This is a genomic window from Polaromonas sp. P1_E12, assembly GCF_056405975.1.
In genome coordinates this window covers 237,704-256,458 of the sequence record NZ_JBFUBB010000001.1, presented here as the reverse complement: position 1 = coordinate 256,458, position 18,755 = coordinate 237,704, and the positions used below count along the sequence as shown (strand labels likewise).

Below are 18,755 nucleotides of genomic sequence, written 5' to 3'. Positions count from 1 at the left end.
CTTGCGTGGATTCTGGCACACCCGCTTACAGGCGCAACAGCGAAATCGCCGCCACCCTATCCCTTAGGCAGGCCGGCGCGGAACCACCAGGTTGTAGACGGATTGCTGCAGCACCTCGCCGTGCTGGTTGAACGTCTGGCTGCGCACTACCACCCGGCCCCTGTCGGGCCGCGAAGCCGAGGGAGTCACGCTTACCACTTCCGTCTCAACGCGCAGCACATTGCCCGGGCGTGTGGGCTTGGGCCAGCTGATCTCCCCGCCCGCACCTATGATGCCCCCGGCCAGCGGCAACCCTCCCCCCACCAGCAGGCGCATGGTGATGGCCGCCGTATGCCAACCGCTGGCGGCCAGCCCGCCAAACAGCGTGGCCTTGGCCGCTTCGTCACTCAGGTGAAACGGCTGCGGATCAAACTGCGCGGCAAACGAGGTGATTTGCGCCTCGTCGAGCGCGTGCTCGCCACTGACGAAGCGGTCGCCGGGCTGCAAATCATCCAGGTAGCGCAATGCGGTGGCGGCGGTTTCAGGGGCCTTGCTCATGCCTTGTTCTTTCACCTTCAGGCTGCGGCCTTGGCAGCCATTTGCCGAGGCAGCAGCGCCTCGCGGATCGGCAGGTTCACCAAGGCGGCGCCTGTGGCCAGCACGATGTCGATGTACCAGACCCAGTCGTAGCTGCCGGTTGCCTGGAATATATAGCCGCCCAGATAAGCACCCAGGAAACCACCCACCTGGTGCGACAACATCACCACGCCGAACAGCATGGCCATGTTGGCCGTACCGAACATCTTGGCGACCAGGCCCACGGTGGGCGGAACGGTCGAAAGGAAGGTCACGCCCATGACGGCGGCAAAGATCAGCATCACGGCCGGGGTCTTGGGCGCCAGCAGGAAGATGAGTACGGCGAGGCCACGCGTTGCATAGAGCAGCGCCAGCAAGGACTTCATGCGCCAGCGGCCGACGGCCCAACCCATGGCCAGACTGCCGACGATATTGAAGAGGCCAATCATCGCAAGCGACCAACCGCCAATTTCGGGCGGCAAGCCGCAGGCCGCTATCACGCCGGGGAGGTGAGTCGCCAGAAACGCCACGTGAAAACCGCACACCAGAAAACCCGCCGCGAGGTAACGGTAGCTAGGCGTTGCGATGGCCTGGCTAATGGCTTGACGTGCGCTCAGCGCTTTCGTGCCCGAGGCCGCCGCAGCCTGGGCTGCCAGCGCATTCGAATTGCCTTTCAGCACCAGCACCGCAGGCACCGCCAGCAGCACCAGCGCGCCCAGCCACTGCATCGCACTGGCCCAGCCGACAGCGGCGGTCAGGCCAATGGCAATAGGCGCCATCGCGAACTGGCCAAAGGAGCCGCCCGCATTGACGATGCCGGTGGCGAGACCCCGCTTTTCCGGTGGCACCAGGCGCGTGCTGGCGGCCATGAGCACCGACGGGCCCGCCATGCCGGCGCCGCCTGCTGCGAGCATGCCGATGGCAAATATCAGGCCGGCCGTGCTGGTCATGAGCGGAGTGATGACGGTGCCCACTGCGACCAGCACGACACCCAAAAAGATCACGCGGCCTGTGCCGATACGATCAGCCACCGCGCCAGCAAAGGGCTGTGTGAGCCCCCACCAAAGCTGACCGAAAGCGAAGGCCAGGCTGATGCTGCCTACGCCCAGCGCGGTGGACGTATTCAGCGCCGACAGGAAGAGGCCCATGGTCTGGCGCACACCCATGGTGAGGGCAAAAGTGCCGCCGGCGGCCAGCAGCACCAGCCACATCGCGATGCGGCGCGCTGGCAGTGCAGTGGAAGAAGCGGAAGGCGCAGAGGAATTGGAAGGCTCGGTATTACTCATCATCAGCTCCAGATTCGATGGGGGACAAAAGCTCTAAAGATTCGTTGATCAGGTTATGCAGGGCCAGCACACGCCCGGCGCCCAGCAGCGCGTTAAGCTGCTCCTGCGCAGCCCTCCACCGCGATCGGGCCTCCTCACGCTTGGCACGGCCCGCGTCAGTCAGCATCACGGTACGGCTGCGCGCATCGGTGCCTGCGGCGAGCTCAATCCAGCCGGCGTCGATCAGCGGCTTGAGGTTGCGCGTGAGGGTGGAGGCACTCATCTTCATGCCACGCGCCAGCTCGCCCGGTCGCATGGGGCCCAGCTTCAGCACATAAGTCAGCAGGGAATACTGCGTTGTCTTCAGGCCCGCCTTGGTCATTTCAAGGTCGTAGTGGTGCGCGACGCGGCGCATCAGCTGGCGCAGCTTGACATTGGTGCAGCCCTGCACTTTGAGTTCGGCCTGGGTTGACAGGCGGGTTTTCTCGCTCATAATTTAATTGTAGCTACAATCATTGTATATGCAACATTTATAAACACCATGACCCCACAAGACACATTGACTCAGTGGATGGAACAAAGCGCCGCGGTGCGCGCCCGCATGGTCGGCGGCGGCGGCAAGCCGGGCCTGGCCCGGCCCGAAGACGTGATGGGCAAGACCGGCATGGAAGTGATGCAGGCCATGTTGGCCGGTGAGCTGCCCTACCCCCACATTGCCGAAACACTGGACTTTGCGCTGATTGAAATCGAACCCGGCAAAGCGACCTTTCAGGGCACACCGCAGCTCAAGCACTACAACCCGCTGGGCACGGTGCATGGTGGCTGGTACGCCACGCTGCTCGACTCCGCCGTGGGCTGCGCTGTGCACACCATGATGCCGGTGGGCCGGGCCTACACCACGGCCGAGCTCAGCATCAACATCGTGCGCGCCGCCTCGCACAAGACCGGACCGCTGCGCGCCATAGGCACCGTGATCCACTGCGGCCGGCAGCTGGCCACCGCAGAAGGCCGCATCGTGGGGCCGGACGGCAAGCTGTATGCGCATGCGACCACAACTTGCCTGGTGTTTGAGGTACCGGCGCAGAAGACCAGCTAAGCGCCGAAGGCGTTGACGGGGATCTTGAGGTAACTGACACCGTTGCATTCAGGCGGCGGCAAACCACCCGCGCGGATATTGACCTGGATTGAAGGAAGAATCAACGAGGGCATGCCCAGCGTCGCATCCCGGGCCGCGCGCATGGCGACAAAAGCCTCTTCGGAGATGCCGTCATGCACATGGATATTGGCGCGGCGCTGCTCACCCACAGTGGTTTCCCACTGAGGCGCACGTTCTCCAGGCGGGTAGTCGTGGCAGACGAAGATCCGGGTTTCTGCCGGCAGTAATAGCAGCTTGCGGATAGAGCGGTACAACTGGCGGGCGTCGCCGCCCGGGAAATCCGCGCGGGCGGTGCCTACGTCGGGCATGAAGAGCGTGTCGCCCACAAACACGGCATCACCCGCAAGGTAGGCCATGTCCGCGGGCGTATGGCCGGGTACATGCAGGGCGCTCATCTCCAGATTGCCCAGCCTGAATATCTCGCCGTCCCTGAGCAGGTGGTCGAACTGGTTGCCATCCGGCGCAAATGAATGCTCCAGGTTAAAAATCGATTTGAAGGTGGCCTGCACGGTGCATATATGTTCGCCAATGGCGGTCCTGCCGCCGGCCTGCGCCTTCAGGTAGTGCGCGCCCGAGAGGTGGTCAGCGTGCGCGTGGGTTTCCAGGATCCACTCGACCTGAAGGCCCTGCCGCGCCACATGGGCCAGCACCTGGTCGGCCAGCTCCGTGCTGGTGCGCCCCGATTTGAAGTCATACCCCAGCACCGGGTCGATGATGGCCGCCTGCCCTGTGCCGCTGTCCGCCACGACATAGGTGACGGTCCCGGTCAGGGGATCAAAAAATGCCTGGGGATTCAGCGGGCTTGGCATGGATGGTTTCTTTCATCGAAGAGGTCGCCTTTACATTATATATTTTCATATAATATCAAGAAGCCCCAACACACAGCCATGAAATCATCCCCTCCCGTTTTGGACCCCGGGCTGCTTCGCGACGCGGCCGCACAAGCCGTGGGTGCACTCAAGGCGCTGGCCAATGAAGACCGGTTGCTGCTACTCTGCCAGCTCTCGCAGGGCGAGCGCTGCGTGAGCGAGCTCGAGCAGGACCTGGGCATACGCCAACCCACGCTCTCGCAGCAGCTCGGTGTGCTGCGCAATGAAGGCGTGATCATCCCGCGCCGGGACGGCAAGAACATTTATTACCGCGTGGCCGAACCCGGGACGCTGGAAATCCTGGCGTTGCTCTACCGCCTGTATTGCCCTGAAGGAAACAAGCAATGACCCTGGACTGGAACGCCTTCACACCCTGGTCCGCACTGGCGGGCGGCCTGCTCATAGGCCTGGCCGCCGCGATGTTCGTACTGCTCAACGGGCGCATCGCCGGCATCAGCGGAATTCTGGGCGGGCTGCTCAAGCCGGCGCGCAGCGACATGGGCTGGCGCGTGGCCTTTATCGCCGGGCTCGTCGGCGCCCCATGGGCCTATGCCGCATTCTCGGCCTTGCCTCCCGTACAGGTGGATGCCGGCTATGGCCTGCTGGTCATCGCCGGCTTGCTGGTGGGCGTCGGCACGCGCTATGGCGCGGGCTGCACCAGCGGCCATGGCGTGTGCGGGCTTTCAAGGCTGTCGCCGCGTTCGCTGGTGGCCACGGTGACTTTCATGGCTACCGGTTTTACCGTGGTGTTTCTGGTGCGCCATCTGTTCAAACTTTAGGAGAATGACCATGCTGCTGCTGTCCTCCCTGCTGGCGGGCCTGGTGTTCGGCCTGGGCCTGATCGTCTCGGGCATGGCCAATCCCGCCAAGGTCCTCGGCTTCCTGGATCTTGCCGGCCCCTGGGACCCGTCGCTGGCCTTTGTCATGGCCGGCGCCATTGCCGTGGGCCTCTTCGCTTTCCTGCTGGCTAAAAAAAGGAGCCGCTCCCTGTTGGGCGCGGATATGAAACTGCCGGCCGCGGGCCCTGTGGATCGCAGGCTGCTGGCCGGTAGCGCCCTCTTCGGGATGGGATGGGGGCTTGCCGGTTTTTGCCCCGGCCCGGGCCTGGTGGCCCTTGGCATGGGCGAACCCAAGGCCACCGTGTTTGTGCTTGCCATGCTGGCCGGCATGGCGATCTTCGAGTTGCTCGAAAGACGGCGGCCCTAGCCCCCACGCAACTACGCCACTTGGCCGGCATGGCCCTCCAAAAAGCCGGTTCGATGACCTGACCGAAAGATATCCTTAAAGAAGGGCTCGCACCAGGACCAAAGATCCCGGCCGACTGTCCGCATGCGGACAATTTATGTTCTTTTTTCGATTCGACCCGCTATTCAAGCGGAATATGCGGGGAAGCCCCTGTTATATCTGACAGGGTAAGGCTTGATTCAGCCTTGCACGGCGCATAGACTGCGCGAACATCAAAAGAAGAATGAGAGCATTTGGCAAAGACAAGCACTCAACCTGGAAATACAACGCAATGATTACCTCCCTGAACGACCATGCGCCAACCCCCTTCCAGGTTCTGCGCCAGCCGATGGATGCTCCAGACGCCATTTTCCTCACCGGCGGAACACCCTTCATTTCGGCCCCTCCCCGGGGAAACTTCGTCGAGGAAATCACGCTCTGCCATCTGGATACTCCGTTAAAGATGGAAAAAGTCCAGAGCCTGCGCGGCCACATCAACCTGCCGTCCGGATGCCGTGACGCGCGGTTTTTTGAACAAGAAAAAAAAGAGACGAATTGGGCTTTGTGTTTGCATTTGAGTTCCAACGCGTGGTGATTGGCACCTTGAGGCTGGTTCCCATGCACAGGGGGCTGACCTCACTTGAAAAGCTGTTGGCGGAAAAACAATTGATTGAGCCAGAGACCTGCCGAAACAGCTGGGAAATCGGGCGCCTTGTGCTCAATCCCGATTACAGAAGCGGCCCCGATCTTGTGAAGCGATGCATATTTTTGGGTGTTTCGTATCTTGCGCGGCATACCGATGGGCAAGACCTCTTTGCCTCCTGCACGCCGGTGCTGAGCCGCTTGTACAGGCGTTTCGGGTTTTCCCCCATCGCAAACAATATACGGGTGGATGGGGCGGACGAATCGTTTACCCTGATACATGGACAGGTACCGGACATTCTCAAATCGTCTGACTGTCAGTAAGTCATGCACGGGAATATTTCATATTGCAGCAGCATCCTCCACCAGAGACCGGAAGAGGCTGCTGTTGATGGTTTTCCCGCGCCAACAGAATTGAAATATATATGGGCTGGTTAAAAAGACTCTTTGGCCACTATGAGGCTTACCACGCACATGGCAGGCCCTTGCTCAAATACATTGGCATCGTAGGCGCCCTGACCTATGTGGTGTTTTACCTGATACGGTTCACGAAACCCAATCCTCGCCCCTACGATGACCTGGGAATGCGGGTGCTGGTCGTAATTCTCTTTACCGTGCTGGCCATGAAAAATCACTGGCCACAGAAACTTAAAAAATACTACTTTTCCTACTCCTATTGGGCATTGATCTATTGCCTGCCGTTTTTCAATGTATTTCTTTCGCTGAAGCGGCACGGAGGTATCCCCGCGATCTCCAACTGTTTTATCGCGCTCAGTTTTCTTGTCATGATCGCCGACTGGCGCAACACGATTGCCATGTTGGTGATCGGTTGCGGCAGCGCGGCGTTGCTGTACGTCGCCATCACGCCCAACCCCTCAATACCCATGGACATGGTGGCCCAGCTTCCGGCCTACCTGCTGATTCTTATCGGCGGCGCCGCATTCAAGCTTTCGGAAAAGCAGATAGATGCCGAAAAATTGCGCATCGCAAACTCCCTTGCCGGCTCGATCGCCCATGAAATGCGCAACCCGCTCGCACAGGCCAAGATGAGCCTGGAGAGTATCGGGGAAATGCTGCCCGCGAACGGCATCGCGGTCCCCGCCGAACACACATCCCGCATGCGCCAGTTTGTCAACATGGGGGAGATCGCTGTACACAGGGGTAACCAGGTGATTGACCTGATCCTGGGATCCTTCAAGTCCAGCGCGGTGGACCGAAGCAAATTTGAGTATTTATCCGCCGCAAAAATAACTCAGAAGGCGGTGGACGAATACAGTTTTTCCGATCGACACCTGCGCGGTGATGGTGGCAACTTACGTGACAGTGTCACAGTGCGTGTCGTGAAGGACTTCACCTTTTACGGAGACGAAACCCCCTATGTTTTTGTGCTCTTCAACCTGATCAAGAACGCGCTCTATTACCTCGACCAAAAGTCCGGCGCAACGATCGTACTGACGGTAGACGATCACAAGGTGACCGTCAGAGACACGGGCCCGGGCATCGACAAGGAGGTGTTGGCGCACCTGTTCGAGTCCTTCATGACCTCAGGAAAGGCCGAGGGGACGGGCCTTGGGCTGTCGTATTGCAAACGCACCATGCAAAGTTTTGGCGGTGATATTCATTGTGATTCCGTGGTCGGTGAATTTACGCAGTTCACGCTGACCTTCCCCCCAATACCGCAAACCGGGACGGGCAAGGCCCTCGCTGCTGCGGAAACGCCTCGACAGGCAGCCCGCCCCATCATCCCCGGCAATGTGCTGGAGGGCAGAACCGTCATATTGGCCGAAGACGACGAACTTAACCGCATCATGGTGGGGGAGCGCTTGAAAAGCTGGGGCTTGACAGTGCTGGAGGCCGAAGGGGGACGCCAGGTACTGGCCCACCTGGACAGCACCCCAAGTGTCGATTTGATCTTGATGGACATGAACATGCCCGGGTTGAACGGCGTGCAGACGACCCAGGCGATTCGCTCGCGTGATTGGGAGCATCAGGGTATTTTTATCCTCGCACTTTCCGGGAACTCCGATGAGCTTGATGTCAGGACAGCCTTGAACGCCGGCATGAATGGCTACATCCTGAAAAATGGCGACATGAAGTTGCTGCAAGGAAAAATGCTGGAGGCTTTGGCGGCAACAGAGTAGCCCGGGGAAAATCCAACCCCGCGAAGTCCCTCATCGGTCATTGCGCGGCATGCATCGCCATCGCCTTTGCATCCCTACGCAAGCGGCCTGCACAGGAAGCGAAGATTGGCGACAATGGGCAGTCCGGCCACTTCCCACCTTCATCACCATGCGACTCCTACACACCATGCTGCGCGTTGGCAGTCTCCAACGCTCCATCGACTTCTACACGCAGGTTCTTGGCATGAAGCTGCTGCGCACCTCGGAAAATCCCGAGTACAAATACAGCCTGGCCTTTGTCGGCTATGAAGGCAACCCGGCGCAGGCCGAAATCGAGCTGACCTACAACTGGGGCACCGAAAGCTACGACATGGGCACGGCTTTTGGCCATATCGCGCTGGGCGTGCCAGACGCCTATGCGGCCTGCGAGAAGATCAAGACGGCGGGCGGCAACGTCACGCGCGAGGCCGGCCCGGTCAAGGGCGGCACCACGGTGATTGCCTTTGTGACGGACCCGGACGGCTACAAGATTGAGCTGATCCAGCGTGATGAAAGTGCTGCGGGCGCTGGCCTGCGTTAGTTCATTGCGCTTCACTGCTATTCTTTTAATAGCTGCTTGCGCTCACCCAGAAAGGCTGGGAGCGCTATTTTCCTCATAAATAGCGGGCAGGCTGCCAGGCTCAGGCAGCATTGCGTGCCAGCTGGCAGGCCTGAAAAGCCAGTGCAGTGACGTGTGACCAGTTGCCGCGAGCCAGCGTGTCCGCAGGGGTCAACCAGGACCCGCCTACACACACCACATTGGGCAGCGCCAGAAACTCAGGCGCATTGGCCACCGTGACGCCGCCCGTCGGGCAAAACCGCACATCGCCAAAGGGGCCGTTCCAGGCCTTCAGCATGGCCGGGCCGCCCGCCTGCATGGCCGGGAAAAATTTGAGTTCTGTCAGGCCGTCTTCCTGCGCCATCATGATCTCGCTGCCGGTGGCCACCCCTGGCAGCAGCGGCAGGCCCGCATCCCTGCAGGCCTGCCCCATCGCATGGGTGTAACCGGGGCTTACCGCAAAGCGTGCACCGGCCATGGCGCAGGCCTGGGCGTCGGCGGCACTACGCACAGTGCCCGCCCCCACCACGGCTTCGGGCACATCGCGCGCAATGGCCTCAATGCAGGCCAGCGCTTGCGGCGTGCGCAGGGTGACTTCGAGCATGCGGATGCCGCCCGCCACCAGTGCACGTGCCAGCGGCACCGCCTGGCTCACGTCGGTCAGCACAATCACGGGTATCACTGGGGCATCCTGCATGATCTGCAGGGGGGTCAGTTTTCCGCTGACGTTCAGGTTTATATCCACGATAAAGCTCCTTCTTCAGCCGTCAGCGCGTGACGGCGCATACCGGCAAACAACTCTCGTCCCATGCCGATGCCGTTGGCCGCGCGCAAATCGGCAGGCATGGTGTCGACCGGCCTGGCGGTCCATTCTGCATCGTTCACCAGTACCTTCAATTCGCCGGTGATGGCGTCCACACGAATTACATCACCGTCGCGCACCTTGGCCAGCGGGCCGCCGGCAGCGGCCTCGGGCGACACATGGATGGCGGCCGGCACCTTGCCCGAAGCGCCGCTCATGCGGCCGTCGGTGACCAGCGCGACCTTGAATCCCTTGCCCTGCAGCACGGCCAGCGGCGGCGTCAGTTTGTGCAGCTCGGGCATGCCGTTGGCTTGTGGGCCTTGCCAGCGCACCACACACACCACATCGCGGTTGAGTTCTCCGGCGCTGAACGCGATGTGCAAGGCTTCCTGCGAATCAAACACCCGCGCAGGCGCTTCAATCACATGCCGGTCGTCAGGCACCGCCGACACCTTGATCACGCTGCGGCCCAGGTTGCCTTGCAACAGCTTGAGGCCGCCCGTGGCGCTGAATGGTTTGGCAGGTGTGCGCACGATGGTTTCGTCTTTGGAAGCGCCCACGTCGTGCCAGGCAAGCGCCGCGCCGGCCAGCGCCGGTTCGCGTGTGTATTCGCGGATGCCGCCTTCACGCACCGTGAGCACGTCTTCATGCATGAAGCCCGCGTCCAGCAATTCGCGAATGATGAAGCCGGGGCCGCCTGCGGCCTGGAACTGGTTCACGTCGGCGCTGCCGTTGGGGTAGACGTGGGCCAGCGTCGGCACCACATCGGAGAGGTCGGAAAAATCATTCCAGTCGATCACAATGCCGGCCGAATGCGCGACGGCTACCCAATGGATCAGGTGATTGGTGGAGCCGCCAGTGGCGAGCAGCGCGACCATGGCATTGACGATGGCTTTTTCATCGACGATCTGGCCGATGGGCGCAAAGCGCTTCGCCTTGACGATGCCCAGCACGGTGCGTGCCGCCTCGCGCGTGAGCTCCTCACGCAGTGCGTTGCCGGGGTTCACAAACGCAGTGCCCGGCACGTGCAGGCCCATGGCTTCAAGCAGCAGCTGGTTGCTGTTGGCGGTGCCGTAGAAGGTGCAGGTGCCGGGGCTGTGATAGGACTTGAACTCGGAATCAAGCAGGGCGTCACGGCCGACCAGGCCTTGCGCGGCCTGCTCACGCACGTGGGCTTTTTCCTTGTTGGGAATGCCCGATGTCATGGGCCCGGCCGGCACAAACACCGTAGGCAGATGCCCGAACTGCAGCGCGCCTATCAAGAGGCCCGGCACGATCTTGTCGCATACACCCAGCATCAGCGCCGCGTCGAACATGTCGTGCGACAACGCAACGGCCGTACTCATGGCAATCACGTCGCGGCTGAAGAGGCTGAGCTCCATGCCGCTGGTGCCTTGCGTCACGCCGTCGCACATCGCAGGTACGCCACCGGCCACCTGCGCCGTGGCGCCCAGCTTGCGCGCCTCGTCCTTGATGAAGGACGGGTAGGCCTGGAGCGGGGTATGCGCCGACAGCATGTCGTTGTAGGCGGTGACGATGCCGATGTTGGGCCTGCGCTCGGTCACCACCTTGAAGCGGTCGTCCAGCGGCATGCCGGCAAAGGCATGCGCCACATTGGCGCAACCCATGCGGTCCAGGCCGGGTTCGCGGGTGGCGGCAGCGCGCAGGTGTGCAAGGTAGGCGCTGCGCGTGGGAAGGCTGCGCTCTGCGATACGGGCGGTGATTTTTAAAACTGCGGGGTGAAGGGCCATGTTGTAACTCCGGTCATGGTCAAGTCACTGGGTATGTAACTTTATTACTGACTCTATGGTAACGGGTTACCGGCCTGTTTACCGCCACATGGTTACTACGTGGTTACGAAACGCAGCCCAAAAGCTGCTCTGCAAAGTTCTGAAACAACCCGTGAGTGCGGCTTTACTGGAGGGTAATTTCCACACGCCGCGCTTCGGCGTCGCTGCCGCCGCCTACAAGCTGCTCGGGTTTTTTCAGCACAATCTGGCGATCGGAAACACCGGCCTGCTTCAGTGCCTCGCGCACGGCAAGGGCCCGCTGCCGGGCAAGCGCTGCATTTTTCTGGGCGTCCCCTGTGGCATCGTGAAAACCGGTGATCACCAGCGTGCGGCCAGCCTTGGCGGCCTTGACCACTTCACCCAGGGCAGCACCCGCACCGTCCGCAAGGTCTGCATCGCCCGAGGCAAAATAAAACCGCACCGCGCCTTGCTCCACCTTCACGCTGGCGGCGTCGGCTGCAGCCTGCGAAGCCCGGCCGGCAATGTTCGCGGCATGGTCCACGGTGCTGGCTGGCTCGGCAAGCGTCGGCGCCACCTCTGGCACGGGCAGGGATATTTGGGCAGGGGCAACAGCGGCGGAAGGCGCCCGGCCGAGCCGATGCATGCAAAGCCCCACCACCAGCGCGATCACGAAAGCCACGAGGCCGAGAACGACCGCCAACACCAAGCCTTGCTGGCCCTCATCGTCCTGAGAAAACATTGCCCACTCCCGTCACTAAATCCGTCACAAAAACTCAGCGCATTGTAAAGTGCGGCTGTGGAAAATTCAGCCCAACAAGCCGCCAGCCCCGGCATCAGCGTTTCCCGCAACCCGGACCACATGCTTGAGACCGTCATCCGCGAATGGGGCGGCCAAAGCGATCTCTGGATCTTCGCCTATGCCTCGCTCATCTGGCGCCCGGAGTTTGAACATGCCGAGGAGCGTTTTGCGACCATCCACGGCTACCACCGCGCCCTGAAGATGTGGAGCCGCCTGAACCGCGGCACGCCGGAATGCCCGGGCCTGGTGTTTGGCCTCCTGCACGGCGGCAGTTGCAAGGGGATGGTGTTTCGGATACCGCAGGCGCAGGTTGCCGGCGCCCTGCCCGCGCTGTGGGAACGCGAAATGCCCAATGGCGTGTACGACCCCAAGTGGCTGCGCTGCCAGACTGCAGAGGGCAATGTGCGGGCGCTGGCCTTCACCTTGTCCAAGCGCAGCCCCAACCATACGGGCGTGCTCAGCGAAGACGTTTACCGGCAGATCTTTTCGGACTCGTGCGGGCGCTACGGCACCACGCGCGAATATGCGCAACTCACCTACGACAAACTTAAAACCCTGGGAATTCACGACCACGCGCTGGGGAAGCTGCTGGAGCTGGCCAAATAGGCCCAGACAGCGGAGGCCCCGGCCTTGTCAGCAGGGACAAGGCGCCCTACAGTCAGCCACTGAATCAACCATCAGGAGACCTGCATCATGAAATACCACCTGGCACCACTCGCCACCGCCCTTGCCGCCTTTGTACTGGCCGCCTGCGCCTCATCCATGAACGGCCCGCGCGCCGTGGCCCAGCTGCAAAGTACCACCGGCAATACCGCCTCCGGCACCGTCAGCTTTGTGCAGAGCGGCGACAAGGTACTGGTCTCAGGCGAGATACGCGGCCTCAAGCCCAATGCCGAGCACGGTTTTCATGTGCATGAAAAAGGTGACTGCTCCAGCGGCGACGGCATGAGTGCAGGCGGGCACTTCAACCCCACCGGCCAGCAGCACGGCAGCCATGCCGACATGGCCCATCACACAGGCGACCTGCCCAGCCTGAAAGCCGATGCCAGCGGCGTCGCGAAATTCAGCTTTGAATCAAAGACCCTCTCAGTCGGCAGCGGCACGACCGACATCGTCGGCAAGGGCCTGATCGTTCACCGTGACCCCGACGACTACAAGACCCAGCCCACCGGCAACTCCGGCCCGCGGCTGGCCTGCGCAGTCATCGCAAAGGGCTGAGAGCTCCCGAGGCCGTTCAGGGCGGTCAACGCTGGCTGAACAGTTCTTCAGCCCGGCGCAAATCGTCCAGCGTGTCGATGTCGGTGACTGTGCCTTCATCGGCCACGCCCATGAATGCTACAGAATTGATAGCTGCTTGCGCACGTACTACGGGCGCTGCACCCTGATTTCCCTTTAAATCCAGCAAGGCATCGCGGCACGCGGCCGAAAACCCGACCGGGTGGCCGCGCGTGCCCCTGAACACCGGCACCACCACCGCGTGCTGCGCCAGCGCGTCGGCCACTGCCTGCAGCGTGGCGGCCTGCACCATCGGCAAATCACCCGGCAAAATCAACCAGCCCGCAGCTTCGGGCGTGGCCCGCACGGCGGCCGCGATGCAGTCGCCCATGCCAGGGTGGCCGGCATCTTCCAGGTGCCAGGGCAAGCCGCTGGCAGCCACGGCGTCCAGCGTGTGCTGCAGCACCGGCTTGCCGGCCAGCAGCGCCTGCAGCTTGTGCGTGCCGCCACCCGACGCGGCAAAGCGCTCACCCCGGCCTGAGGCCAGCACCAGCACCGTGGGCTTGCCGCCTGCCATCACGCCAGCTTGAAGGGCAGCTCGCGCGGCGCCGGCTTGCCTGTGAGCTTGGCGATCGCATTGGCAAAGGCGGGGGCCAACGGCGGCAGGCCGGGCTCGCCCAGACCCGTGGGCGCATCGGCGCTAGGCACGATGAAGACGGCAACCGTCGGCATGTCGGTGATACGCGGCACGGGAAAGTCGCCGAAGTTGCTTTGCTCGACCACACCGTCCTTGAGCGTGATGGCCGCACCCGGCAGGCACATCGACAAACCCATCAGCGCCGCGCCCTGTACCTGCGCTTCAATGCTGGTCGGGTTGATGGCGAGGTTGCAATGCACGCCTGCAGTGATGCCGTGCAGCACCGGCGTGTTGTCCTTGACGGATGCCTCGACCACATAAGCCACCACGGTGTTGAACGACTCATGCACCGCCACGCCCCAGGCGCGCCCGGCGGGCAAAGTGCGTTTGCCGTAACCGGATTTGTCGACCGCCAGCTGCAGCGCGGCCGCGTGGCGCGGGTGCTTGCTGCCAAACTGCTTCATGCGCCAGGCCACAGGGTCTTGCCCGCTGCTGCGCGCGACTTCGTCAATCAACGTTTCCATGACGTACGCCGTGTGGGTAGAACCCACGCTGCGCCACCAGAGCACCGGCACATTGAGTTTGGGGTGATGTACGGACAGCCGCATCGGGATATCGTAAGGCTCCTTCATGCCTTCAACCATGGTGCCGTCCACACCATCCTTGACCATAAAACCTTCAAACGGCGTCCCGCCGACGATGGACTGGCCGACGATGACGTGGTCCCAACCCAGGATCTCGCCTTTGTCGTTAAAGCCGATCTCGGCGCGGTGCACATGCATGGGACGGTAGTAGCCACCCTTGATGTCGTCCTCGCGGCTCCACAGTGTGCGCACCGCGGCCGTCAGCCCGGCGCCACGTGCGGCCCTGGCGACATTGCAGGCTTCCACCACGTAATCACTGGTGGCAATCGCGCGCCGGCCAAAGCCGCCGCCGGCCATCTGCACGTTCATCTTGACGTTTTGCGGCGCCACGCCCAGCGCCTTGGAGGCGGCCAGCGCGTCCAGCCCCGGCATCTGCGTGCCCAGCCAGAGTTCGGCTTTCGCGTCCGCGCCCTGCCCGCTCAGCTGCACCGTGCAATTGAGCGGCTCCATGGGTGCGTGAGCCAGGTAAGGAAAGACAAACTCGGCGCTGATCTTCCTGGGTGCTGACGCCAGCTTGCTGATGTCGTCCTTGTATTTGAGTGCGCCGGTTTTCTGCGCCAGCGCGCGGTAGCTGGCCAGTTGCTGCACGCTGTCGACCTTCTCGACGCCGCTGGTGTCCCACTCGACCTTGAGCGCGTCGCGGCCCTGCTTGGCGGCCCAGTAGCCCTCGGCCACCACCGCCACGCCCTCGCCGCCGCGGTCCAGCGGCACGCGCAGCACGGCCTTCACGCCGGGAACGGCTTTGGCCGCGGTGTCGTCCAGCGACTTGAGCTTGCCGGCAAACACCGGCGGATGCGCCACCACGGCTGTCAGCATGCCGGGCAGGCGCACGTCGATGCCGTAGCTTTGGCCGCCGGTGGATTTGGCACGGGCATCGAGCCGGCCCGTGGGCTTGCCGATGATGCGGAACTGTTTCGGATCCTTGAGCGTGACGGCCTCCGGCACCGGCAGCTTCATGGCCGCTTCGGCCAGCTCACCGTACGTCAGGCGCTTGCCGCCGGGGCCAATCACCACGCCTTGCTGCGTGCGCAGGCTGCTTGCATCAACCCCCCATTGCTGCGCGGCGGCCGAGACCAGCATGGCGCGGGTGCGCGCGCCCAGCTCGCGGTACTGCGTGTAGGAGTTTTTGATCGAGCCCGAGCCGCCCGTGAGGTGCATGCCGAAAGCCGGATCCACATAAGCCGGGTCGGCATTGCCGTGCTGGCTTTTGACCAAAGCCCAGTCAGCATCCAGCTCTTCCGCCAGGATCATCGGCAAGCCGGTCTGAACGCCCTGCCCGAAGTCGAGCCGGTTGATGGTGACGGTCACCGTACCGTCCTTGTCGATACGCACAAAGGCCGAGGGCTGCTGGGTCGGCTTGAGGCTGGATGCCGCCGGCGCACCCGCCGTGGCCATGGTTTGCGCTTGCGTCAGCATCGGAAAAGCGCCGAGTGCAAAGCCACCGGCGGTTGCAACCTTGAGGAAACTGCGGCGAGGCAGTTCAGCATCTGCTATGGTTTTGGTAGCTGCTTGCGCTTTATGCATAAGGGCTTGAAGGCCTTTTGGCAGTTGAGCGGCGATGTCGAAGGTGTCTGTGGCGTTGGAATACATGGTGTTCTCCTTCTTTAAACCAGTTAAGCCAGTGCCTGGGCGGCGTCTTTGATGGCAGCGCGAATGCGCACATAGGTGCCGCAGCGGCAGATATTGCCGGCCATGGCGCCGTCGATGTCGGCATCGCTCGGTTTGGCGTTGGACTTGAGCAAGGCGGTGGCGCTCATCACCTGGCCGCTCTGGCAATAGCCGCACTGCGCCACGTCATGCTTGACCCAGGCGTCCTGCACGGCTTTGCCGACGCGGTCGGTGGCCACCGCTTCGATGGTGGTGATCTTCTGTCCGGCAGCGGCAGAAATCGGCGTGATGCACGAGCGTATGGCCGCGCCGTTGAGATGCACGGTACACGCGCCGCACAGCGCCGCACCGCAGCCGAACTTCGTACCTGTCATGCCCAGCGTGTCACGCAGGGCCCAGAGAATAGGGGTGGATTGGTCGGCGTTGACGGATACGTCCTTGCCGTTGATGTTGAGGGTGGGCATCGTGGAACTCCTTGCGGTTTTTGTTAGTGGGAAATCAAAAGGGAGAAAAAAAGTGAGAAAAAAAGGGAGGCTACTTGTCGAATTTATATTCGCTTAAATCAGGGTTTTATCCGTAAAAACTTGGGCATGCAGAAATGAGGGGTATTGCCTTTCAGAGGCGTTTCAAAGATTCAGGCCTTGATGGCGTCCCAACACAGGGTAAAAGCCGCCTGGTGCACCGCCTCGTCGTCGGGCAGCACCTGGGTGCGTATCAGGTTGGCAGTTTCCCGCACCGAGCCCACCAGGGTGGCCGTTAACAACGGCAAGGGCACAGGCTTGAAAATCTCCTGCTTCTGGCCCTCCTCGATCAATGCAAAGAAGCTCGCCGCCAGTCGGGTCGACAACTCGCGGTTGCCCTGCGTGAACCAGGGAGAGTTGTAATACTGCTCCTGGAACACGACCTCGGCATAACGCTCCAGCCGGTGCCGCAGCAGGTTGCCCCAGAGTCGGCGCACACGGCTGCGCAATGGAGTCCCGGGTATGACACCATCCATCAGGCGCTGCATGGTGGCGGTTTTGGCTTCTTCATAGAGCTGGCTGATCAGCTCGTCCTTGGACGGGTAATAGACGTACAGCGTGCTGGTGGCGATGCCGGCCGTGCGGGCAATGTCGGCCATGGTCAGGCCGCTCAGGCCGGTCTGGGCCACCAGGTTGAAGGTGGCCTCGGCGATCGCTCGCTGCTTTTCGTCGTCTTTGGGTTTCATGGAAGGGTGTGAATATAAACGAATATTAATTCGGTATCAAGCCCGCCCTCTACCGAGGTCTACCGAGGTCTACCGAGGTCTACCGCAGGCAAGGACATGGCCTCTGCGGGCACAATCAGAGCCATGAGCCAGCCTACCCTCTCCATTGCCGACCTACGCAAAAGCTACGAACGCGCCGAACTCAACGAAGACGCATCAGCCGCAGACCCGCTCCAGCAATTCGACCAGTGGCTGAAAGAAGCCATCGCCGCCGAAGTGCCCGAGCCCAACGCGATGACACTGGCCACCGTGGCCAGCAACCTGCGCCCCTCTACCCGCATCGTGCTGATCAAGGGCTACGACGAGCACGGCATCACCTGGTTTACAAACTACGACAGCCGCAAGGGCCAGGAACTGGCCGGCAACCCGTATGCGGCATTGCAATTTCACTGGACAGAGCTTGAACGCGTGGTTCGCATTGAAGGCGTCGTGGAAAAAGTCTCCGCCGAAGAAAGCGACGCCTACTTCAGCAGCCGCCCCCTCGACTCCCGCATAGGCGCCTGGGCCAGCCCGCAAAGCGAAGTGATTTCCGGCCGCAGCGTGCTGGTGGCCAATGCGGCCAAATACGGCGCTAAATTCTTGCTGCAGCCCCCGCGCCCGCCGCACTGGGGCGGCTACCGCCTGAAGCCCGACAACTGGCAGTTCTGGCAAGGCCGCAAGAGCCGGCTGCATGACCGGCTGCGGTACACGCTCCAGGATGACGCGACCTGGCTGCGCGAACGGCTGGCGCCCTAAGGCTGAAATGAAGTGGATCGCAAAGGGGTTTCTTGTTGCGGCCGTCGGAGCTGGAGTGTTTGCTCTGTATACCCTCCTGCAGACTTTTCTTCACGGCGGCCCCTTCAGCGGCCTGCTCCTATGGGTTGCAACTTCCGGGTGTTTTGGGTTTCTCGTGGGCGGCATTCTTGCATTCGACCTAGAGTCCCCATGCAAGGTCAAAGAGAATTCATTCGCGCGCACTCTTATCGGTGCTGCCTCAGGCGCAGCTCTAACCCTCCTTTGGAACTGGTCTGGCGATGCGTTAATGCTGACCGCTCTGCTCGGCGCCATTCTTGGATACATGGGAATGATTTGGGCCAAATATCTCCAGTATCTGTAAATGTCAAAGCATCTACCTGGCTAGGTGCTGTCAGTTAGGTGGTCCAGCCGCGTTATGGACTGATGCGCCACTGTCGCCAACTGCTCTGCACTGACCAATTCAGGCGCAATCTCCGCCAGTGGCACCAGCACAAAAGCCCGCTGCGTCATGCGCGGATGCGGCACTGTGAGGCGTTCTGATTCCATGCGGGCGCTGCCGTAGAGCAGCAAGTCCAAGTCGAGTGTGCGGGGCGCGTTGCGGTACGGCCTTTCGCGGCCGGCCTCTTGCTCGATCTGCTGCAAGTGGCTCAGCAAGTCGGGAGCGGTCAAACCGGTTTCGAGTTCGACGACGGCATTGAGGTAATCACCACCGGGCGCTGAAGCTTCTGCTCCTGAGTCGGTATCCAGCGGCGCTGTTTTATAGAGGCTGGAAGATTGGCGGACCTGCGTGAACGGCAGCCGGCCTATCGCCTGAACGGCTTGCCGCAGTGCTGCCGCAGCATCGCCGAGGTTGGCGCCCAGGGCAACGTAAGCGCAAACCATGCGGCCC

24 protein-coding genes are annotated in these 18,755 nt (G+C 62.0%); 12 read left to right on the top strand and 12 right to left on the bottom strand.

The window, feature by feature from the left end:
- Positions 1-63 precede the first annotated feature (63 nt).
- From AC1D13_RS01175 to AC1D13_RS01165, 3 genes are all read right to left on the bottom strand, one after another.
- On the bottom strand, positions 64-537 hold the full coding sequence (locus AC1D13_RS01175; protein ID WP_477688789.1) for a MaoC family dehydratase: 474 nt from the start codon (positions 535-537) through the stop codon (positions 64-66).
- Between the two features lie 17 nt (positions 538-554).
- Positions 555-1,766: an MFS transporter gene (locus AC1D13_RS01170; RefSeq protein WP_477689132.1), complete on the bottom strand. Its 1,212-nt coding sequence runs from the start codon at positions 1,764-1,766 to the stop codon at positions 555-557.
- A 67-nt stretch (positions 1,767-1,833) separates the two neighbouring features.
- Entirely contained in the window at positions 1,834-2,313 is a 480-nt protein-coding gene (locus AC1D13_RS01165; protein WP_457279275.1) for a MarR family winged helix-turn-helix transcriptional regulator, read from the bottom strand.
- Positions 2,314-2,361: 48 nt separating this feature from the next.
- On the opposite strand from AC1D13_RS01165, the gene AC1D13_RS01160 reads away from it, so the two are divergent.
- Entirely contained in the window at positions 2,362-2,916 is a 555-nt protein-coding gene (locus tag AC1D13_RS01160) for a PaaI family thioesterase (protein ID WP_457279276.1), read from the top strand.
- Here AC1D13_RS01160 and AC1D13_RS01155 read toward each other — a convergent pair.
- Positions 2,913-3,785: an MBL fold metallo-hydrolase gene (locus AC1D13_RS01155; protein WP_457279277.1), complete on the bottom strand. Its 873-nt coding sequence runs from the start codon at positions 3,783-3,785 to the stop codon at positions 2,913-2,915. The two genes, AC1D13_RS01160 and AC1D13_RS01155, sit on opposite strands and share 4 nt — an antisense overlap.
- Before the next feature lie 78 nt (positions 3,786-3,863).
- On the opposite strand from AC1D13_RS01155, the gene AC1D13_RS01150 reads away from it, so the two are divergent.
- The 7 genes from AC1D13_RS01150 (at position 3,864) to gloA (ending at position 8,411) form a co-directional block, all read left to right on the top strand.
- On the top strand, positions 3,864-4,193 hold the full coding sequence (locus AC1D13_RS01150; protein WP_457279278.1) for an ArsR/SmtB family transcription factor: 330 nt from the start codon (positions 3,864-3,866) through the stop codon (positions 4,191-4,193).
- The gene (locus tag AC1D13_RS01145; protein WP_457279279.1) at positions 4,190-4,624 is read left to right on the top strand and encodes a YeeE/YedE family protein; all 435 of its coding nucleotides are present in this window, start codon (positions 4,190-4,192) and stop codon (positions 4,622-4,624) included. The genes AC1D13_RS01150 and AC1D13_RS01145 overlap by 4 nt, the downstream gene beginning before the upstream one ends.
- Positions 4,625-4,634: 10 nt before the next feature.
- Positions 4,635-5,051 (top strand): DUF6691 family protein, encoded by a 417-nt coding sequence (locus tag AC1D13_RS01140; protein WP_477666290.1) that lies wholly within the window; start codon positions 4,635-4,637, stop codon positions 5,049-5,051.
- Positions 5,052-5,361: 310 nt separating this feature from the next.
- Complete coding sequence (locus AC1D13_RS01135) at positions 5,362-5,664, top strand: hypothetical protein (RefSeq protein WP_457279281.1); 303 nt, start codon at positions 5,362-5,364, stop codon at positions 5,662-5,664.
- 23 nt (positions 5,665-5,687) lie between these two features.
- Positions 5,688-6,035 (top strand): N-acyl amino acid synthase FeeM domain-containing protein, encoded by a 348-nt coding sequence (locus tag AC1D13_RS01130; RefSeq protein WP_457279792.1) that lies wholly within the window; start codon positions 5,688-5,690, stop codon positions 6,033-6,035.
- A 161-nt stretch (positions 6,036-6,196) separates the two neighbouring features.
- Entirely contained in the window at positions 6,197-7,852 is a 1,656-nt protein-coding gene (locus tag AC1D13_RS01125) for an ATP-binding response regulator (RefSeq protein WP_457279282.1), read from the top strand.
- 148 nt (positions 7,853-8,000) lie between these two features.
- A complete protein-coding gene (gloA, locus tag AC1D13_RS01120) occupies positions 8,001-8,411 on the top strand; it encodes a lactoylglutathione lyase (RefSeq protein ID WP_457279283.1) in 411 nt (136 codons plus the stop codon).
- Between the two features lie 100 nt (positions 8,412-8,511).
- On the opposite strand, the gene eda is transcribed toward gloA, so the two are convergent.
- The 3 genes from eda to AC1D13_RS01105 form a co-directional block, all read right to left on the bottom strand.
- The gene (gene eda, locus AC1D13_RS01115) at positions 8,512-9,126 is read right to left on the bottom strand and encodes a bifunctional 4-hydroxy-2-oxoglutarate aldolase/2-dehydro-3-deoxy-phosphogluconate aldolase (RefSeq protein WP_457279793.1); all 615 of its coding nucleotides are present in this window, start codon (positions 9,124-9,126) and stop codon (positions 8,512-8,514) included.
- A 38-nt stretch (positions 9,127-9,164) separates the two neighbouring features.
- On the bottom strand, positions 9,165-10,982 hold the full coding sequence (gene edd / locus AC1D13_RS01110; RefSeq protein ID WP_477666288.1) for a phosphogluconate dehydratase: 1,818 nt from the start codon (positions 10,980-10,982) through the stop codon (positions 9,165-9,167).
- Between the two features lie 163 nt (positions 10,983-11,145).
- Entirely contained in the window at positions 11,146-11,721 is a 576-nt protein-coding gene (locus AC1D13_RS01105) for an OmpA family protein (RefSeq protein WP_477666287.1), read from the bottom strand.
- 120 nt (positions 11,722-11,841) lie between these two features.
- Here AC1D13_RS01105 and AC1D13_RS01100 point away from each other — a divergent pair, with 120 nt between their 5' ends.
- Positions 11,842-12,387, top strand: coding sequence for a gamma-glutamylcyclotransferase (locus AC1D13_RS01100; RefSeq protein WP_457279794.1), 546 nt, complete (start codon positions 11,842-11,844; stop codon positions 12,385-12,387).
- 87 nt (positions 12,388-12,474) lie between these two features.
- Positions 12,475-12,999, top strand: coding sequence for a superoxide dismutase family protein (locus tag AC1D13_RS01095; RefSeq protein WP_477666286.1), 525 nt, complete (start codon positions 12,475-12,477; stop codon positions 12,997-12,999).
- A 25-nt stretch (positions 13,000-13,024) separates the two neighbouring features.
- On the opposite strand, the gene AC1D13_RS01090 is transcribed toward AC1D13_RS01095, so the two are convergent.
- From AC1D13_RS01090 to AC1D13_RS01075, 4 genes are all read right to left on the bottom strand, one after another.
- Positions 13,025-13,573, bottom strand: coding sequence for a nucleotidyltransferase family protein (locus tag AC1D13_RS01090; RefSeq protein WP_477666285.1), 549 nt, complete (start codon positions 13,571-13,573; stop codon positions 13,025-13,027).
- The gene (locus AC1D13_RS01085; RefSeq protein WP_457279288.1) at positions 13,573-15,867 is read right to left on the bottom strand and encodes a xanthine dehydrogenase family protein molybdopterin-binding subunit; all 2,295 of its coding nucleotides are present in this window, start codon (positions 15,865-15,867) and stop codon (positions 13,573-13,575) included. The genes AC1D13_RS01090 and AC1D13_RS01085 overlap by 1 nt, the downstream gene beginning before the upstream one ends.
- Positions 15,868-15,890: 23 nt before the next feature.
- Entirely contained in the window at positions 15,891-16,349 is a 459-nt protein-coding gene (locus AC1D13_RS01080; protein ID WP_457279289.1) for a (2Fe-2S)-binding protein, read from the bottom strand.
- A gap of 170 nt (positions 16,350-16,519) precedes the next feature.
- Entirely contained in the window at positions 16,520-17,092 is a 573-nt protein-coding gene (locus AC1D13_RS01075) for a TetR/AcrR family transcriptional regulator (protein WP_457279290.1), read from the bottom strand.
- Positions 17,093-17,215: 123 nt separating this feature from the next.
- Here AC1D13_RS01075 and pdxH point away from each other — a divergent pair, with 123 nt between their 5' ends.
- Entirely contained in the window at positions 17,216-17,866 is a 651-nt protein-coding gene (gene pdxH, locus AC1D13_RS01070; RefSeq protein WP_477688788.1) for a pyridoxamine 5'-phosphate oxidase, read from the top strand.
- A 7-nt stretch (positions 17,867-17,873) separates the two neighbouring features.
- Complete coding sequence (locus tag AC1D13_RS01065) at positions 17,874-18,227, top strand: hypothetical protein (RefSeq protein ID WP_477688787.1); 354 nt, start codon at positions 17,874-17,876, stop codon at positions 18,225-18,227.
- Positions 18,228-18,247: 20 nt separating this feature from the next.
- On the opposite strand, the gene folK is transcribed toward AC1D13_RS01065, so the two are convergent.
- The gene (gene folK / locus AC1D13_RS01060) at positions 18,248-18,748 is read right to left on the bottom strand and encodes a 2-amino-4-hydroxy-6-hydroxymethyldihydropteridine diphosphokinase (RefSeq protein ID WP_477688786.1); all 501 of its coding nucleotides are present in this window, start codon (positions 18,746-18,748) and stop codon (positions 18,248-18,250) included.
- Positions 18,749-18,755 lie beyond the last annotated feature (7 nt).

Bases quoted from the DNA above. Each gene is read 5' to 3' on its own strand.
- AC1D13_RS01175 (WP_477688789.1), bottom strand. From the start codon at position 537: ATGAGCAAGGCCCCTGAAACCGCCGCCACCGCATTGCGCTACCTGGAT.
- AC1D13_RS01170 (WP_477689132.1), bottom strand. From the start codon at position 1,766: ATGTGGCTGGTGCTGCTGGCCGCCGGCGGCACTTTTGCCCTCACCATG.
- AC1D13_RS01165 (WP_457279275.1), bottom strand. From the start codon at position 2,313: ATGAGCGAGAAAACCCGCCTGTCAACCCAGGCCGAACTCAAAGTGCAG.
- AC1D13_RS01160 (WP_457279276.1), top strand. From the start codon at position 2,362: ATGACCCCACAAGACACATTGACTCAGTGGATGGAACAAAGCGCCGCG.
- AC1D13_RS01155 (WP_457279277.1), bottom strand. From the start codon at position 3,785: ATGCCAAGCCCGCTGAATCCCCAGGCATTTTTTGATCCCCTGACCGGG.
- AC1D13_RS01150 (WP_457279278.1), top strand. From the start codon at position 3,864: ATGAAATCATCCCCTCCCGTTTTGGACCCCGGGCTGCTTCGCGACGCG.
- AC1D13_RS01145 (WP_457279279.1), top strand. From the start codon at position 4,190: ATGACCCTGGACTGGAACGCCTTCACACCCTGGTCCGCACTGGCGGGC.
- AC1D13_RS01140 (WP_477666290.1), top strand. From the start codon at position 4,635: ATGCTGCTGCTGTCCTCCCTGCTGGCGGGCCTGGTGTTCGGCCTGGGC.
- AC1D13_RS01135 (WP_457279281.1), top strand. From the start codon at position 5,362: ATGATTACCTCCCTGAACGACCATGCGCCAACCCCCTTCCAGGTTCTG.
- AC1D13_RS01130 (WP_457279792.1), top strand. From the start codon at position 5,688: ATGCACAGGGGGCTGACCTCACTTGAAAAGCTGTTGGCGGAAAAACAA.
- gloA (WP_457279283.1), top strand. From the start codon at position 8,001: ATGCGACTCCTACACACCATGCTGCGCGTTGGCAGTCTCCAACGCTCC.
- eda (WP_457279793.1), bottom strand. From the start codon at position 9,126: ATGCAGGATGCCCCAGTGATACCCGTGATTGTGCTGACCGACGTGAGC.
- edd (WP_477666288.1), bottom strand. From the start codon at position 10,982: ATGGCCCTTCACCCCGCAGTTTTAAAAATCACCGCCCGTATCGCAGAG.
- AC1D13_RS01105 (WP_477666287.1), bottom strand. From the start codon at position 11,721: ATGTTTTCTCAGGACGATGAGGGCCAGCAAGGCTTGGTGTTGGCGGTC.
- AC1D13_RS01100 (WP_457279794.1), top strand. From the start codon at position 11,842: ATGCTTGAGACCGTCATCCGCGAATGGGGCGGCCAAAGCGATCTCTGG.
- AC1D13_RS01095 (WP_477666286.1), top strand. From the start codon at position 12,475: ATGAAATACCACCTGGCACCACTCGCCACCGCCCTTGCCGCCTTTGTA.
- AC1D13_RS01090 (WP_477666285.1), bottom strand. From the start codon at position 13,573: ATGGCAGGCGGCAAGCCCACGGTGCTGGTGCTGGCCTCAGGCCGGGGT.
- AC1D13_RS01085 (WP_457279288.1), bottom strand. From the start codon at position 15,867: ATGTATTCCAACGCCACAGACACCTTCGACATCGCCGCTCAACTGCCA.
- AC1D13_RS01080 (WP_457279289.1), bottom strand. From the start codon at position 16,349: ATGCCCACCCTCAACATCAACGGCAAGGACGTATCCGTCAACGCCGAC.
- AC1D13_RS01075 (WP_457279290.1), bottom strand. From the start codon at position 17,092: ATGAAACCCAAAGACGACGAAAAGCAGCGAGCGATCGCCGAGGCCACC.
- pdxH (WP_477688788.1), top strand. From the start codon at position 17,216: ATGAGCCAGCCTACCCTCTCCATTGCCGACCTACGCAAAAGCTACGAA.
- AC1D13_RS01065 (WP_477688787.1), top strand. From the start codon at position 17,874: ATGAAGTGGATCGCAAAGGGGTTTCTTGTTGCGGCCGTCGGAGCTGGA.
- folK (WP_477688786.1), bottom strand. From the start codon at position 18,748: ATGGTTTGCGCTTACGTTGCCCTGGGCGCCAACCTCGGCGATGCTGCG.